Annotated in this window: 13 protein-coding genes; 12 read left to right on the forward strand and 1 reads right to left on the reverse strand. The window is 71.4% G+C overall.

From position 1 onward, the window contains the following. The 8 genes from ETD85_RS10210 to ETD85_RS10245 form a co-directional block, all read left to right on the forward strand. Nucleotides 1-1,173, forward strand: a 1,173-nt coding sequence (locus ETD85_RS10210; RefSeq protein ID WP_138689393.1) for a cytochrome P450, incomplete at its 5' end; no start/stop codon positions are given. Next, complete coding sequence (locus ETD85_RS10215; RefSeq protein ID WP_206058222.1) at nucleotides 1,170-2,027, forward strand: oxidoreductase; 858 nt, start codon at nucleotides 1,170-1,172, stop codon at nucleotides 2,025-2,027. The genes ETD85_RS10210 and ETD85_RS10215, both read left to right, overlap by 4 nt. 25 nt (nucleotides 2,028-2,052) lie before the next feature. Further along, nucleotides 2,053-2,664 (forward strand): TetR/AcrR family transcriptional regulator, encoded by a 612-nt coding sequence (locus ETD85_RS10220; protein WP_138689394.1) that lies wholly within the window; start codon nucleotides 2,053-2,055, stop codon nucleotides 2,662-2,664. A gap of 20 nt (nucleotides 2,665-2,684) precedes the next feature. Further along, nucleotides 2,685-4,118 carry a glycosyltransferase family 39 protein gene (locus tag ETD85_RS10225; RefSeq protein ID WP_138689395.1) on the forward strand — a complete coding sequence of 478 codons (1,434 nt, stop codon included), beginning with the start codon at nucleotides 2,685-2,687 and terminating at the stop codon, nucleotides 4,116-4,118. Nucleotides 4,119-4,245: 127 nt separating this feature from the next. After that, complete coding sequence (locus ETD85_RS10230; protein ID WP_138689396.1) at nucleotides 4,246-7,740, forward strand: S8 family serine peptidase; 3,495 nt, start codon at nucleotides 4,246-4,248, stop codon at nucleotides 7,738-7,740. Nucleotides 7,741-7,847: 107 nt separating this feature from the next. Further along, complete coding sequence (locus ETD85_RS10235) at nucleotides 7,848-8,705, forward strand: DUF4394 domain-containing protein (RefSeq protein WP_138689397.1); 858 nt, start codon at nucleotides 7,848-7,850, stop codon at nucleotides 8,703-8,705. A gap of 60 nt (nucleotides 8,706-8,765) precedes the next feature. Continuing rightward, nucleotides 8,766-10,379 carry a CocE/NonD family hydrolase gene (locus ETD85_RS10240; protein ID WP_206058223.1) on the forward strand — a complete coding sequence of 538 codons (1,614 nt, stop codon included), beginning with the start codon at nucleotides 8,766-8,768 and terminating at the stop codon, nucleotides 10,377-10,379. Then, nucleotides 10,361-11,302, forward strand: a complete 942-nt coding sequence (locus ETD85_RS10245; RefSeq protein WP_206058224.1) for a helix-turn-helix transcriptional regulator — start codon at nucleotides 10,361-10,363, stop codon at nucleotides 11,300-11,302. Before ETD85_RS10240 ends, ETD85_RS10245 begins: the two co-directional genes overlap by 19 nt. A 49-nt stretch (nucleotides 11,303-11,351) precedes the next feature. Here the strand turns inward: ETD85_RS10245 and ETD85_RS10250 are convergent, their stop codons facing one another. Continuing rightward, nucleotides 11,352-12,242 (reverse strand): SDR family oxidoreductase, encoded by an 891-nt coding sequence (locus ETD85_RS10250; protein ID WP_138689398.1) that lies wholly within the window; start codon nucleotides 12,240-12,242, stop codon nucleotides 11,352-11,354. Between the two features lie 77 nt (nucleotides 12,243-12,319). Here ETD85_RS10250 and ETD85_RS10255 point away from each other — a divergent pair, with 77 nt between their 5' ends. The 4 genes from ETD85_RS10255 (at nucleotide 12,320) to mctP (ending at nucleotide 15,614) form a co-directional block, all read left to right on the forward strand. Continuing rightward, nucleotides 12,320-12,868: a VOC family protein gene (locus ETD85_RS10255; protein ID WP_138689399.1), complete on the forward strand. Its 549-nt coding sequence runs from the start codon at nucleotides 12,320-12,322 to the stop codon at nucleotides 12,866-12,868. Then, on the forward strand, nucleotides 12,868-13,485 hold the full coding sequence (locus ETD85_RS10260; protein ID WP_138689400.1) for a carboxymuconolactone decarboxylase family protein: 618 nt from the start codon (nucleotides 12,868-12,870) through the stop codon (nucleotides 13,483-13,485). The genes ETD85_RS10255 and ETD85_RS10260 overlap by 1 nt, the downstream gene beginning before the upstream one ends. A 315-nt stretch (nucleotides 13,486-13,800) precedes the next feature. Beyond that, the gene (locus ETD85_RS10265; RefSeq protein ID WP_138689401.1) at nucleotides 13,801-14,010 is read left to right on the forward strand and encodes a DUF3311 domain-containing protein; all 210 of its coding nucleotides are present in this window, start codon (nucleotides 13,801-13,803) and stop codon (nucleotides 14,008-14,010) included. After that, nucleotides 14,007-15,614 carry a monocarboxylate uptake permease MctP gene (gene mctP, locus ETD85_RS10270; RefSeq protein WP_276617211.1) on the forward strand — a complete coding sequence of 536 codons (1,608 nt, stop codon included), beginning with the start codon at nucleotides 14,007-14,009 and terminating at the stop codon, nucleotides 15,612-15,614. The genes ETD85_RS10265 and mctP overlap by 4 nt, the downstream gene beginning before the upstream one ends. The last annotated feature ends 50 nt before the right edge of the window (nucleotides 15,615-15,664 follow it).

A 15,664-nucleotide genomic window follows, 5' to 3' on the forward strand; every position in this document is an offset into this window, starting at 1 on the left:
ACCCCGTTCGACCCGCCCGCCGACCTGGCCAAGCTGCGCGAGACGCGGCCCATCGCCCGGCTGTCCTACCCCGACGGCCACCAGGGCTGGCTGGTGACCGGATACGCCCTCGTCCGCGAGGTCCTGGCCGACCGGCGCTTCAGCGCGCGCTCCGAGCTGCGGCACATCCCCATCGAGCAGCCCGCCGGGCAGCCCAGGCAGCCGGCCCCGCCCGGCATGTTCATCTCCACCGACCCGCCCGTGCACACGCGCTACCGCCACCTGCTCACCGGCGAGTTCACCGTGCGCAGGATGCGCCGGCTGGCCGAGCGCATCGAGGAGATCACGACCGCGCACCTTGACGCCATGGAGCGCCAGGGCCCGCCCGCCGACCTGGTGGCGGCGTTCGCGGCGCCGATCCCCGCCCTGGTGATCTGCGAGCTGCTCGGCGTCCCAGATGAGGAGCGCGAGCGCTTCCAGTCCCGGAGCGGCAAGCTGATGCGGGCCGACACCCCGCCGGAGGAGAAGTACGCCGCCTTCACCGCCCTCCAGGCCCACATGAAGGAGCTGGTGCGGGCCAAGCGCGCCCGGCCGACCGACGACCTGCTCAGCGGCCTGACCGGGAGCGACCTCACCGACGAGGAGCTGGCCAACATCGGCTTCATGCTCCTCGGCGCCGGGCTCGACACCACCGCCAACATGCTCGCCCTGGGCACCTTCGCGCTGCTGCGCCACCCGGACCGGATCGCCGTGCTGCGCGCCGAGCCGGACAAGGCCGGCCAGGTGGTCGAGGAGCTGCTGCGCTATCTGAGCATCATCCCCTTCCTCGTCCGCACCGCGCTGGAGGACGTCGAGCTGGGCGGCGAGCTGGTGAAGGCCGGGGAGGCGGTCACCGTCTCGATCCCGGCGGCCAACCGTGACCCGGAGCGCTTCCCCGACCCCGACACGCTCGACCCGCACCGGGCGAGCGGCGGCCACCTGGGCTTCGGTCACGGCGTGCACCAGTGCCTCGGGCAGCAGCTGGCCAGGGTGGAGATGCAGGCGGCCTACCCCGCCCTGTTCGCCAGGTTCCCGTCCCTGCGCCTGGCCGCGGACCCGGGCGACGTGCCGCTGCGCACCGACATGCTGATCTACGGGGTGCACAGCCTCCCGGTCACCTGGGACGCCGCGCCGACACCGGGCGGACGGCCATGACGGGCACGACGGGCACGACAGATATGACGGACATGCCGGGCAAGGTGTGCCTGGTCACGGGAGCGTCGGCGGGCATCGGCCGGGCCATCGCCCTGGAGCTGCTGCGGGCCGGCCACACCGTGTACGGCCTGGCGCGCAGGGTGGAGAGGATGGAGGAGATCCGCGCGGCCGGCGGCCATCCGATCGGGATGGACGTCACCCGGGAGGGCGACCTCGACCGGGTCGTCCGGACGGTCCTGGCCGAGCGGGGCCGCATCGACGTCCTGGTGAACAACGCCGGCACCGCCGTGCACGGCGCCACCGAGGAGGTGCCGCTCGATCGGGCCAGGCGGGTGTTCGAGGTCAACCTGTTCGGCCTGGCCGCGCTCACCCACCGCGTCCTGCCGGGCATGCGGGCGCGCCGCTCGGGCACGATCGTCAACATCTCCTCGATCGGCGGCGAGATCACCCTGCCCATGGGCGCCTGGTACTACGCCTCCAAGCACGCGCTGGAGGCGTACTCCGACACGCTGCGGCAGGAGGTCCGGCGGTTCGGGGTGCGCGTGGTGGTGGTCCAGCCGGGGATCATCAGGACCGGGTTCGAGGACGACACGCCGCGCGACCTGCGCGAGATCTCGGGGCGGGGGCCGTACGCGGAGACGGCGGAGTGGATGGCCCGGCGGGCCGAGGAGGCGACCGGCCCCGGCTCCAAGGGCTCCGACCCCGCCGTGGTGGCCAGATGCGTCAGTGACGTCGTCGCGGCGGCCGACCCGAAGCCGCGCTATTCCGTCGGCTACCTCGCCGACCTGCTGCTGTGGGTCAATAGACTCCTGCCGGACCGCCTCTACGACAAACTGGTGACCCGACGAGCATGAAGCAGACGACCTGGGGACGGCCGGCATGACCGGCGCCACGCCCGCGCAGCGCCCGGCGGGCCGGCCGCGCAGCCAGGAGGCCGACACCGCCATCCTGACCGCCGCGCTCGACCTGCTCATCGAGCTGGGCGCCGCGCAGACGAGCATCGAGCAGGTGGCCAGGCGGGCCGGGGTGACCAGGGCGACGGTCTACCGCAGGTTCGCCGACAAGACCGAGCTGCTGGTACGCGCCCTGGAGTGGGCCAACCACGACCACGACCCCGACTTCACCGGCTGGCGCGACCTCGACCACATGTTCGGCGACTGGGCGGAGCATCTGGCCGATCCGCGCAACCGCCGCCTGCTGCGCCGGCTGTACGGCAGCGTCGACGACTATCCCGAGCTGATCACCACCTACCGCAGCGTCAACGGCGGGCGCAGGGCGGCGCTGGTGCGCGAGATGCTGACCCGCACCCGCGATCTCGGGCTGCTCCCGCCGGACATCGATGTGGACGTGGTGAGCGAGCTGCTCAGCGGCGCGGTGCTCAACCATCTCGGCACCCATCGCGACGGCGAGAGCGCCGAGACGGTCAAGCGGTATTTCATGGAGATCATGCGGCAGCTCGGTCACCGGCCGCCCGTGACAAGGAAGCGTTGAAGGATCTAGTTTTAGCGTCCATGGAACGGCCCCTGGCGTGGCGGTCGGTCACGTCGATCGCGGTCCTGCTGTTCGTGATCCTCCTCGCGCTGAGCCCCGGCTACGGCTATCACCGCGACGAGCTGTACTTCCGCGTGCTGTCGGAGCATCCCGCCTGGGGCTACGTCGACCAGCCGCCGCTGACGCCGATGCTGGCCAGGGCCGGGATCGCGCTGTTCGGCGACACGGTCACGGGGATCAGGGTCTTCCCCGCGCTGTCCGTGGCGATCCTGGTCGTGCTGATGGCCCTGATCGCCCGGGAGCTGGACGGCAGCCGGGCGGCGCAGGTGCTGGCCGCCGCGGGCACGGCGACGGGCGCGTACACGCTGATCGCCGGGCACTCGATGCTGACGCTCAGCTTCGATCTGCCGCTGTGGGCGGCGGCCATCCTGTTCATGCTGAAGGCGCTGCTGCGCGAGCGGCCGCGCTGGTGGCTCGCGGCGGGCGCGGTCATCGGCCTGGCCACCTACAACAAGCACCTCATCGCGCTGCTGGTGCTGGGCCTGGCGGCCGGGCTGCTGCTGGCCGGGCCGCGGCGGCTGCTGGCGAGCCCGTGGCTGTGGGGCGGCGCGCTGCTCGCGGCGGCGATCGCCGTGCCGAACCTGCTCTACCAGGTGGCCGGTGACTGGCCGCAGCTGAAGATGGCGGCGGCGCTCAGCGCGAACAAGGGCGCGGAGATGCGCCTGCTGTTCGTGCCGATGCAGCTGACGCTGTTCGGCCCGGTGGTGTCGGTGATCGCCGCGTTCGGGTTCGTCCGGCTGTGGCGGGACCGGCGGGTGCGGGCGCTGGCGATCGCCTATCCCGTGGCGGCGGCGCTGACGCTGATCAGCGGCGGGCGCTTCGACTACGCGGCCGGGCTGATCCTGCTGCTGTTCGCCGCGGGCTGCGTGAGCGCGGCGAGCGCCGGGCGGGTGCGGGTGGCGGCGTGGGCCCTGGCGGCGGGCGCGGCGGGCTCCGCGGTGATCGCGCTGCCGCTGCTGCCGGTCTCCGCGCTGGCGGAGAGCCCGGTGCCGGCGATCAACGAGGTGGCCCGCGAATCGGTCGGCTGGCCGCAGTTCGTCGCGGCGGTGGAAGGGGTCAGGAACGCGCTGCCGGCCGAGGAGCGGGCGCGGGCGGTGGTGGTGACCGGCAGCTACGGCGAGCACGGCGCGCTGGCGCAGGCCGGGGTCCCGCGCGTCTACTCGGGCCACAACCAGCTCTGGGAGTACGGCCCTCCGCCCGAGACCGGCACCACCGCGATCCTGGTGAACATCGGCCCCGGCGGCCGGGACCTGTTCGGCGCCTGCGAGGAGCGGGCCAGGATCGACAACGGCGCCGGCGTCGGCAACGAGGAGCAGGGCCTGCCGGTCTACGTGTGCAGGGGACTCGACCGGCCCTGGGCCGCTACCTGGCCTTTGTGGCGGCATTTCAGCTGACCAGATTACATTTCTGTTCGTTAAGTAACGTTTTACGACAAGTATTGCTTTCCGAACAAGATCTCTTCACCCTTCTCGACAGAGGCGTAAAGATCACCTCTCCCAGTTGTCGCGAAGGAGAGACCGCGTGCCGTACACCCCCCGCTGGCGTGCGATCCTGACCGGGATCGTCACCGCCGCCGGCTTACTCGTCCCGCAGGCCGCCGCCGCCGCGGCGCCCGACCCGGGCAAGATCGACACAACCGTCCAGGCGCAGCTCGCCCAGGACGACAAGGCCACCTTCTGGGTCCGGATGAAGGGCAGCGCCGACCTGAGCGGCGCCCGCCGGGCCGTCTCCAAGGACGCGAAGGCCGAGCTGGTCTTCGAGGCCAAGACCGAACGCGCCGAGTCCTCCCAGGAGGGCCTGCGCAAGCTTCTCGACTCGCAGGGCGCCGACTACACCTCGTACTGGATCGTCAACGCCGTCCGGGTCACCACCGACGAGAAGCTGGCGGGCGAGATCGCCAAGCTGACCGAGGTGGACCGCATCGAGCCGGTCCGCACGGTCTCGGTGCCCAAGCCGGTGCCCGGCAAGGCCGAGGCCAAGGTGAACGCCAACGAGTGGAACATCGACCGCGTCAACGCCCCGCGCGTCTGGAGCGAGCTGGGCAACCGCGGCGAGGGCATCGTGGTGGCCAACATCGACACCGGCGCCCAGTTCGACCACCCCGAGCTGGCCGCCGCCTACCGGGGCAGGAACCCGGACGGCTCGGTCAGCCACGACTACAACTGGTTCGACCCCGCCCACGTCTGCCCGACGGCCGCGCCGTGCGACAACAACGGCCACGGCACGCACACCATGGGCACCATGGTCGGCGCCAACGGCATCGGCGTCGCGCCCGGCGCCAAGTGGATCGCCGCCAAGGGCTGCGAGATCAACACCTGCACCGACGCCTCGCTGCTGGCCGCGGGCCAGTGGGTCCTCGCGCCGACCGACCTGTCGGGCGGCAACCCGCGCCCCGACCTGGCGCCGGACATCGTCAACAACTCCTGGGGCGGCGACGGGTACGACCCCTGGTACAAGGAGACGGTCGAGGCCTGGGTCGCGGCCGGGATCTTCCCCGCCTTCTCCAACGGCAACGAGGGCCCCGCCTGCGACACCTCCGGCTCCCCCGGCCAGTACGTGATCAGCTACAGCGCGGGCGGCTTCGACATCAACAACGCGCTGTACGCCAGGTCGAGCAAGGGTGAGGGCGAGAACGGCGAGACCAAGCCGAACATCGCCGCCCCCGGCGTCAACGTGCGCTCCTCGACCCCCGGCAACACCTACAGCAGCTACACCGGCACGTCCATGGCCTCGCCGCACGTGGCGGGCACGGTGGCGCTCATCTGGTCGGGCTCGCCGGGGCTGCAGGGCAAGGTCGAGGCGACCAGGCCGCTGCTCGACAGCACCGCGATCGACGTCTCCGACACCAGTTGCGGCGGCACCGCGGCCGACAACAACATATGGGGCGAGGGCCGGCTCGACACCTACGCCGCCGTGCAGGCCGCGCCCGCCGAGGGGCTCGGCGACCTCGCCGGCACGGTCACCGCGGGCGGCGCGCCGGTGCCCGGGGTGACGATCACGCTGACGGGCCCGCTGAGCCGCACCGTGACCACCGGCCAGGACGGCACGTACGCCGTCCCACGCCTGCTGCCCGGCGACTACGAGCTCAGCGCGGCGAAGTTCGGCTACGAGCGCGCCACCGCGACCGCCACGATCACCGCCGAGCAGTCCACCACCGCGGACGTGCCCATGACCAAGCTGGCCACCGGCGTGGTGTCCGGCACGGTCACCACGGCGGGCACGCCCGAGCCGGGCGCGACGGTGGCGGCCGCCGGCACCCCGGTCAGCGGCGTGACCGACGCCGCCGGCCGCTACAGCCTGACGCTGCCGCACGGCGACTACGAGCTGCGGATCACGCCGGTCTCCCGCTGCTCCAGCGCCGCCACGGCGGCCGTCACGGTGGCCGGCGACCTGGTCAAGGACGTCGAGCTGCCGCTGCGCGGCGACAACTTCGGCTACACCTGCAAGAGCGGCGCCGAGGCGTACGTGCCGGGCACCGAGAAGCTGGCCCTGACGGGCGACGACGAGGCCGCGCAGGTCACGCTGCCCTTCCCGGTCCCGTTCTACGGCACCGGCCAGAGCAGGGCGTGGATCGGCACGAACGGGTTCATCACGTTCGCCGCCGACCGGATCGTCACCGCCAGCAACGGCAGGCTCCCGACCACGAGCACGCCCAACAACGCGCTCTACCCGTACTGGGACGACCTCAAGGTGGACGCCGAGGCCGGGATCTACACGGCGGTGACGGGCACCGCGCCGCACCGCCAGTACGTGGTCGAGTGGCGCAACGTCTCCTTCTACAGCGAGGCCGACCAGCGGGTGTCGTTCGAGGCGCTGCTCGGTGAGGACGGCTCGATCGCCTTCCGCTACAAGGACATCGAGAGCGAGCGCGACCGGGGCACCAGCGCCACGATCGGCATCGAGAACGCCGGCGGCACCGACGCGCTGCTGTACTCCTACGAGGAGGCGGCGCTGTCCAGCGGGCAGAGCCTGGCGTTCACGGCCAGCAGGCACGGCCTGCTGACCGGCGCGGTCACCGACGCCAACGACGGCAAGCCGCTGGCGGGGGCGACGGTGAAGGTGGGCGACGTGGCCACCTTCACGACCGGCGAGAACGGCGCCTTCTACGGGCAGGTGCTGGCCGGCGACTACGAGGTCGTGGTCTCCAAGGAGCACTACGGCACGTTCACCCAGGCGGTCACGATCGCGCCGGCCTCGGTGACGCGGCTGGACACGGCCCTGATCACCGGCCGGGTGAGCGCCTCGGCCGCGGAGGTGACCGTGGTCATGCCGGGCGAGTCCTCCCGCACCAGGACGCTGGAGCTGTCGAACCTGGGCTCGCCCACGGCGTACACGGTGGCGGGCGAGCCCTGGGCGGTCGTCACGCCGGCGGCGGGCGAGCTGGCCAAGGGCCAGTCGGTGACGCTGAAGATCGCGGTCTCCAGCGCCGGCGTCGCACCGGGGACGCTGCGCGAGGGCAAGCTGGTCGTCAAGTCGGCCAGCGGCCGGCAGCCGACCATCGAGATCAAGGTGACGGTCGTGGTGCCCAAGCACCAGGTGGCCATCGACGTGGGCGGCTCGAAGAGCCTGACCGACAGCGCCGGTGACACCTGGACGCCGGACAAGAAGTACGCCGCGGGCTCCTACGGCTACCTCGCCGGCCAGAACCGGACGTCGAGCACCTCCAGGACCATCAGCGGCACCACCGACCAGGCGCTGTTCAGGACGGCCAGGGAGAGCATGCTGGAGTACCGCTTCGACAACGTCCCGAACGGGACGTACACCGTCGAGCTGGACTTCGCCGAGATCAAGAACACGCAGATGGGCAAGCGGGTCTTCGACGTGCTCGTCGAGGGGCAGCTGGCCATACCGGCGCTCGACCTGGCCCTGGAGTCGGGCACGTACACGGCCGTGAGCAGGCAGTACACGGTGAAGGTCACCGACGGCCAGCTCAACGTGCGCTTCGCGACCCGCCAGGGCGCGACGATCGTCAACGGGCTGCGCATCTCCGAGCGCCCCGACAAGGTCACCCCGTAAACGGCCCGGGCCCGCCCCGCTCAGGGGCGGGCCCGGAGCCCCGTACCATCCGCCGGCGGCGTTCCAGCGAAGAAAGGGGCAAGGCAACACCCACACAAGGAGATCTGATGCGTAAGCAACTGGCGCTCGCCGCGGCGGTGCTCGGCGCGGGCGCGGTCCTGGCCTCGCCCGCGCAGGCCCACCGGTACGACGGCCCGCGCGTGACCGGCCTGACGACCATGGGCGACCTGGTCGTCTTCGACGCCGGCAATCCCAGGAACGTCGACCGGCTCGGCCGGATCAGCGGGCTCAGGAACGACATGAAGGTCGTCGGCATCGACTACCGCGTCCAGAACGGCAAGCTGTACGCCGTCGGCGACAAGGGCGGCATCTACACCGTGGACGGCAGGGCGAGGGCCACGAAGGTGTCCCAGCTCACCGTGGCGCTCAGCGGCAAGACGTTCGGCGTCGACTTCAACCCCGCCGCGAACCGGCTGCGCGTCATCAGCGACGCGGGCCAGAACCTGCGGCACAACCTCGACGACCCGAACGGCGCGCCCGCGGCGGGCACCACCGCCGCCGACGGCACGCTGACCAACCCCCCCGTGCCGCCGGCCACCGCCGGGGCGACCGCGCTCGGCGTGACCGGCGCCGGCTACACCAACAACGACCTCGACCCGGCCACCGCGACGACCCTGTTCGACCTGGACACCACGGCCGACCAGGTCTCGCTGCAGTCCCCCGCGAACGCGGGCAGCCTGGCCCCGACCGGCAAGCTGGGCCTGGACGCCGACCTCGACGCCGGATTCGACGTCTACAGCCGGCTCAGCAAGGGCGTGACGGTCTCGAACACGGCCTACGCCACGCTGAAGTCCGGCGGCGTCTACCGCTTCTACACGGTGAACGGGCTGACCGGCAACGCGGAGGTCGTTGGAACGTTCCCGTCGAACCGCCAGGTGAGCGACATCGCCGTTCAGCTCGGCTGATTGCGCAAGGGGTGCCCCCGGGCTACCGCACACCGGGCGGCATCTGTTACTGGTAAGTACATGAAACGCGTTCGGCTCCAGCGCGATCTGCCGGTGCGGATGCCCGACGGCGTGACGCTGCTGGCCGACCACTACGCACCGCCCGGCGGCGAGCCGGCCCCCGTCGTCCTGATGCGCTCGCCGTACGGCCGGCGCGGCCTGCTCGGCTGGGTCTTCGGCCGGGGCTTCGCCCGGCAGGGCTTCCACGTCGTGATCCAGAGCTGCCGCGGCGGCTTCGGCTCCGGCGGCCTGCTCGACCCGCTCGGCGACGAGCACGACGACGGGCTGGCCACCGTCGCCTGGCTGCGCGAGCAGCCGTGGTACGGCGGCTCGTTCGCCATGTTCGGGCCCTCCTACCTCGGCTACACGCAGTGGGCGATCGCGCCCTACGCCGGTCCCGAGCTGAAGGCGATGGCCACGCAGATCACCGCCTCGCAATTCAGGGACGCGGCCTACGTGGGCGGCGCGTTCGCGCTGGAGTCGGCGCTGAGCTGGACCACGCTCACCGACGGCATGTCCCGCCGCTTCGGCGGCACCTCGGTGCTGACCGCGCCCAGGCTCACCCGCCGCGCGGTCCTGTCGGGCCGCCCGGTGGCCGAGCTCGACCGGGCCTCGGCGGGCCGGCAGCTGCGCTTCTACCAGGACCTGCTCGCGCACCACGCCGACCCGGCCGTCCCGTACTGGATCAAGCGCGACTTCTCGCCGAAGGTGGGCGAGGTCGAGGCGGCGGTGACCATGCTGGGCGGCTGGTACGACGTGTTCCTGCCGTGGCAGCTCAAGGACTACACGGCGATGCGGGCGGCGGGGCGGCGGCCGTACCTGACGATCGGGCCGTGGTACCACGTGGACAGCCGGCACGGCCGGCCCTCGATGGCCGAGGCGACGGCCTGGTTCCGCGCGCACCTGCTCGGCGACTTCTCCAGGCTGCGGCCCGACCCCGTGCGGCTCTACGTGACCGGGGCGGAGGAGTGGCGCGACTACCCCGACTGGCCGGTGCCCGGCACCCGGGAGCAGCGCTGGCACCTGCAGCGCGGGTTCGGGCTCGGCACCGGGCCGCCGGAGGAGGACGGGCCCGACCGCTTCCGCTACCACCCCGCCCATCCGACGCCGGTGATCGGCGGTCCCGTGCTGCTCGGCGACTCCAGGCCGCGGGACCAGCGGCGGCTGGAGCAGCGCCGCGACGTGCTGGTCTACAGCTCGGCCGCGCTGGAGTCGCCGGTGGAGGCGATCGGGCCCGTGCGGGCGGAGCTGTTCGTGCGGTCGAGCACGCCGCACGTGGACGTGGTGGTGCGGGTGTGCGACGTGCGGCCGGACGGACGCTCGCTGAACGTGTGCGAGGGCGTGCGCCGGCTCGGGCCGCCCGCCGCGGAAGCGGCGCGCCAGGCGGGCAAGGGTGCGTGTGACGGCGTCCGCCGGGTGGAGGTGGATCTGTGGCCGATGGGCCACAGGTTCCGGCGCGGCCACCGGATCAGGGTGCACGTGGCCGCCGGGGCGTACCCGACGATCGCCCGCAACCCGGGCACCGGCGATCCGCTCGGCTCGCCCGGCGCGATGGTGCCCGCCGACGTCGAGGTGTTCCACTCCCCCGCCCGGCCCTCCGCCGTGGTGCTGCCGCTGTGCGCGCCGCGCGGCTGATGTCCCTGGTCCTGCTGCTGCAGGGCCGGGGCGGGATGACGGCGGCGGAGCTGGCCAGGGAGCTGGAGGTCTCCGAGCGCACGGTGCACCGCGACGTGCTGGCGCTGGCGGAGGCGGGCGTGCCCGTCTACGCCGATCGCGGGCGGGGCGGCGGATACCGGCTGCTCGACGGCTACCGCACGCGGCTGACGGGGCTGGACCGGGCCGAGGCCGAGGCGCTGTTCCTGTCGGGGGTGCCGGCCGCGCTGCGGGAGATGGGGCTGGAGGAGGTGGCGGCGACGGCCCGGCTGAAGGCCGCCGCCGCGCTCTCCCCCGGCCTGCGCGACGCGCCGTCGGTCGCGGCGCAGCGCTTCCATCTGGACGCGCCGGGCTGGTTCGCCGGCGGCGACCCGCCGCCCGCCGCGCTCGCGCCGCTGGCCAGGGCCGTCTGGAACGACCTGCGCGTCCAGGCCGTCTACAAGGACAGCACGCGGACGCTGGAGCCCTACGGGCTGGTGCTCAAGGCGGGCGCCTGGTATCTGGCGGCCCGGCTCGGGACCCGGTTCCTGATCTTCCGGGTGCACCGCTTCGGCGAGGTCACCGTGCTCGCGCAGTCCTTCGACCGGGACCAGGACTTCGACCTGGCCGCCTTCTGGAGCGAGCAGTCGGCGGCGTTCACCCGCTCGCTGCTGCGCGAGGTGATCACGCTGCGGCTCAGCGAGCGCGGCCTGCGGATGCTGCGGCACATCGCCGACCCGGCCGCGCTGGACGACGCGCTCGCCTCGCTCCAGCCCGGCGGGGTCGTGCGGCTCGCGGTGGAGTCGGTGGAGGTGGCCTTCTCCCAGGTGCTGCGGTTCGGGCCGGAGGCCGAGGTGCTCGAACCGCCACGGCTGCGGGCCCTGGTCGCCGAGGCCGCCGCCCGCATGTCCCGGTTGTACGAGTGAGCCGGTCTGCTCGTGAGAGCCGTTGTCCCGGTTGCACGGGTGAGCCGGTCTACCGGTAGGCCTCCCAGCCGGTGTCCCTGCCGTTCTCGCCGACCTCGGTGAGGTAGCGCCACACCTGCGGGCGGCTGCCGTCCACGTCGGTGAGCCCGTACGCCTCGGCCACCTCGCCGCTGTCGACCGACCGGCCCGACCAGCGGCTCCGGTCCGGGTCCTGGGCGATGGCGGCGACGCCGCGGCCGACGTAGGCGGGGGTCTCGGAGACCATCCACGCGCTGTCGGCCTTGGCCTCCCGCCAGTTCTCCTCGGTGACGCCGAAGTTGTCCAGCATGGCCTCCGAGCGCAGGAACCCGGGCGTGATCGCCACGGCCGTGCCGCCGTACGGGCGCAGCTCGTTCGACCAGGCGAAGGCCAGCCGGTTCACCGACATCTTGGCCAGGTCGTAGTAGACGTTCTCCCGGTAGCGGGTCTCGTTGTAGGCCCAGGTGCCGTCGGTGACCTCCACGACCAGCCCGCCCTCGTGCTCGATCAGCAGCGGGAGCAGGTGGCGGCTGGTGATGATGTGGGTGTCGATCGCCAGCCTGAGCAGCCGCAGCCCCTTGTCCATGTCGTGCTTCCAGACGGGCGTGTCCCACTCCCACAGGTGGTCGCCGCCCCAGATGTCGTTGACCAGCACGTCGAGCCGGCCCTGCTCGCGGCGTACGCGTCCGGCCAGGTCCGCGACCGCGGCCGGGTCCAGGTGGTCGGCCCGGACCGCGATGCCCGTGCCGCCGGCCGCCGTGACCAGCTCCGCCGTCTCCTCGATGGTCTCCGGCCGGTTCATCTCCGAGCGGCTCTCCCTCGTGCTCCTGCCCGTGCAGTAGACCGTCGCGCCGGCCGCGCCCAGCGCGACCGCGATGCCGCGTCCCGTTCCGCGGGTCGCCCCCGCCACCAAAGCAATCATGCGGCGATCGTGTCGCGAATACCCGACACCTGTTGTCATGTTTTTACCCGAAACCCTGTGATAAGTAGGGAGTTACTATGAACAGCGAATTCGAGCTCCGCGGGGTCAACCACGTCGCGCTGGTCTGCTCGGACATGAAGCAGACCGTCGACTTCTACTCCGGCGTGCTGGGCATGCCGCTGATCAAGACGATCGAGCTGCCCATGGGCTGGGGCCAGCACTTCTTCTTCGACTGCGGCGGCGGCAACGCGCTGGCCTTCTTCTGGTTCCCCGACGCGCCGGACGGCGTGCCCGGGGTGTCGGCGCCGAAGAACCTGCCGGACCGCGGCGAGCTGCTCTCGGCCGTCGGTTCGATGAACCACATCGCCTTCGACGTGCCGCCGGAGAAGATCGAGGAGTACCGCGACCGGCTCGTGGCCAAGGGCATCGACGTGGGCGTGCTGCTCAACCACGACGACAGCGAGTTCGGCGTGGCGTCGGAGCTGCACGACGGCGTGTTCGTCAGGTCCATCTACTTCAAGGACCCCGACGGCGTGCTGGTCGAGTTCGCCGCGTGGACGCGCCAGGTCGGGCAGCCCGGCGACGTGCGGCACGAGCCCAAGACCGCGGCCGACCGGACCGTCTGATGCCGCGGCTGCGGCAGGTCCCGCGCGAGGAGATGACCGACCCGGTCGTGCAGTTCTTCTACGACCACCTGTTCGCCGACGGCAGGGAGGGCACCGCCACCGGATCGCCGGGCGACTGGTGGACGGTGTTCGCGCTCGACCCGAAGATCTTCCGGCACTGCGTCAAGGGCTTCCAGCTCTACCGGGAGTCGGCGCTGGACCCGGTGCTGCGCGAGCTGGCGCAGACCAGGGCTGGATGGTCGCGGCAGAGCCAGTTCGTGTTCTCGCAGCACTGCAAGCAGCTGCGGGCGCTCGGCGTGCCCGAGGAGAAGGTGCGGGCCGTCGCCTGCTGGCCGGTCAGCGACCAGTTCGACGAGCTGGAGCGGGCGGTGCTGGCCTACACCGACGCGCTGGTGCTGGACGGCGGCCGGGTGCACGACGAGGTGTTCGCGGCGCTCTCCGGGCGGCTGCCGGACGAGCAGATCCTGGAGCTGACGTACGTGACATGCCTGTACGAGATGCACGCGACGATGGCGCGGGCGCTGCGGCTGGAGTTCGACGACCGGCCCGATCCGATCGTGGAGGTGCCGGCGCCCGAGGGGTACGGCACCCGGGACATCGCCGACGAGCTGACCTGACCAGTCCGACCGGGCCTGACCAGTCCGACCGGGCCTGACCAGTCCGACCGGGCCTGACCGGGCCTTACTGGCCGGATGACCGTTCGCCGCGGGCTACCGACCATTCGGCGATCCAGTACTCACCATGGGCCACAGCCGTCGTTAGGGTTTTCTTCGGTATGCGGTCTCACCTGACGGGCAGTCATCTCAACATTTAGGCCAAACCGTAACATTGCCGACATTGGGTTTAATACCGCCGCAAAGTTACTCTCCCTCCATTGACGAACCGTCAGGGGCCGGTGACAGCCGGCTGCTGATCCATTCATCGGAGGGTCGATGACTACCGGGGAACCCGGGCAGCCACGCACCGACCGCAGCCCCTGGAACTGGCTGCTGGTCCTGCCTATCGTGCTGCCGTTGCTGACGTTCCTGTTCAACGCCGACGAGCCGCGCCTGCTGGGCTTCCCGCTCTTCTACTGGCTGCAGCTCGCCTTCATCGTGGTGGGCGTCGCGTCCACGACCATCGTCTACAGGATGACCAAGTGAGCGCTCACACGACCGAGCTGGTCGTCTTCATCCTGCTGTTCGCCCTGGTCAGCGGCATGGGCTTCGTGGCCGCCCGCTGGCGGAGGCCCACCGACCTGGCCAGCCTCAACGAGTGGGGTCTGGGCGGGCGCAGCTTCGGCTCGTGGATCACCTGGTTCCTGGTCGGCGGCGACCTCTACACCGCCTACACGTTCGTCGCGGTGCCCGCGCTGGTCTTCAGCTCCGGCGCGCTGGGCTTCTACGCGCTGCCGTACACCGTGGTGGTCTATCCGCTGGTGTTCCTGGTGCTGGCCCGGATGTGGTCGGTGTCGCACGTGCACGGGTTCGTCACGCCCGCCGACTTCGTCCGGGCCCGGTTCGGGTCGCCGACGCTGGCGCTGGTGATCGCGATCACCGGGCTGGTGGCGACGATGCCGTACATCGCCCTGCAGCTCGTCGGCATCGAGGCGGTGCTGAAGTCGATGGGCATCACCGGGCACCTGCCGATCATCATCGCGTTCGCGATCCTGGCGGCGTACACCTACCAGTCGGGGCTGCGGGCGCCCGCGCTGATCGCGTTCGTGAAGGACGCGCTCATCTACATCGTGATCCTCGCGGCCGTCATCTACATCCCGGCCAAGCTGGGCGGCTGGGGCTCGATCTTCGACGCGGCCAAGGCCAAGTTCGACGCCACGCCGGCGCCGAACGACGGCATCATTCTCAACGCCAACAACCAGCTGCAGTACATCACGCTGGCCTTCGGCTCGGCGCTGGCGCTGTTCCTCTACCCGCACAGCCTCACCGGCGTGCTGGCCTCCAAGAACCGCAACGTCATCAAGCGGAACATGTCGGCGCTGCCCGCCTACAGCTTCGTGCTCGGCCTGATCGCGCTGCTCGGCTTCATGGCCATCGCGGCGGGCACCAAGCCGGTCACGATGAACGGCAAGGCCGATACGAACACGGTCGTGCCGATGCTGTTCGACCAGATGTTCCCCGACTGGTTCACCGGTGTCGCGTACGCGGCCATCGGCATCGGCGCGCTCGTGCCGGCGGCGATCATGTCGATCGCGGCGGCGAACCTGTTCACCCGCAACATCTACCGCGAGTACTTCAACAAGAACGCCACCGACGCCCAGGAGGCCAGGGTCTCCAAGGTGACGTCGCTGGTCGTCAAGGTGGGCGCGGTGCTGTGCATCCTGCTGCTCGACCCGCAGTTCTCGATCGACCTGCAGCTCATCGGCGGCGTGATCATCCTGCAGACGCTGCCGTCGGTGGCGCTCGGCCTGTACACGCGCTGGTTCCACAAGGGCGGCCTGATCGCCGGCTGGGCGACCGGTCTGGCGGCGGGCATGTGGATGCTGTACCTGATCCCGAACCCGGCCAACGGCAAGCTGCACTTCGGCGGCTCGGCGTTCGGGCTGTCGAACCTCGGCTTCGACACCAAGATGACGATCTACGCCGGGTTCCTGGCGCTGGCCGTCAACCTGATCGTCGCGGTGCTCGGCACGCTGGCGTTCCGGGCGGCCAAGGTGGCCGACGGGGACGACGCGACCGCTCGTCACGACTACTTCGCCGACGAGGGCGACCCGGACGTCAAGGACCTGGACCTGGCCGGCTCGCACTGAGCTCCAAGTTCCGGCGCGGCCCGCCCTTCCGTGGTGAGAGGGCGGGCCGT

It is taken from the genome of Nonomuraea zeae (assembly GCF_005889725.1).
Taxonomy (GTDB): Bacteria; Actinomycetota; Actinomycetes; order Streptosporangiales; family Streptosporangiaceae; genus Nonomuraea; species Nonomuraea zeae.

Bases quoted from the DNA above. Each gene is read 5' to 3' on its own strand.
- ETD85_RS10255 (WP_138689399.1), top strand. From the start codon at position 12,320: ATGAACAGCGAATTCGAGCTCCGCGGGGTCAACCACGTCGCGCTGGTC.
- ETD85_RS10240 (WP_206058223.1), top strand. From the start codon at position 8,766: ATGAAACGCGTTCGGCTCCAGCGCGATCTGCCGGTGCGGATGCCCGAC.
- ETD85_RS10235 (WP_138689397.1), top strand. From the start codon at position 7,848: ATGCGTAAGCAACTGGCGCTCGCCGCGGCGGTGCTCGGCGCGGGCGCG.
- ETD85_RS10220 (WP_138689394.1), top strand. From the start codon at position 2,053: ATGACCGGCGCCACGCCCGCGCAGCGCCCGGCGGGCCGGCCGCGCAGC.
- ETD85_RS10265 (WP_138689401.1), top strand. From the start codon at position 13,801: ATGACTACCGGGGAACCCGGGCAGCCACGCACCGACCGCAGCCCCTGG.
- ETD85_RS10250 (WP_138689398.1), bottom strand. From the start codon at position 12,242: ATGATTGCTTTGGTGGCGGGGGCGACCCGCGGAACGGGACGCGGCATC.
- ETD85_RS10215 (WP_206058222.1), top strand. From the start codon at position 1,170: ATGACGGGCACGACGGGCACGACAGATATGACGGACATGCCGGGCAAG.
- ETD85_RS10225 (WP_138689395.1), top strand. From the start codon at position 2,685: ATGGAACGGCCCCTGGCGTGGCGGTCGGTCACGTCGATCGCGGTCCTG.
- ETD85_RS10260 (WP_138689400.1), top strand. From the start codon at position 12,868: ATGCCGCGGCTGCGGCAGGTCCCGCGCGAGGAGATGACCGACCCGGTC.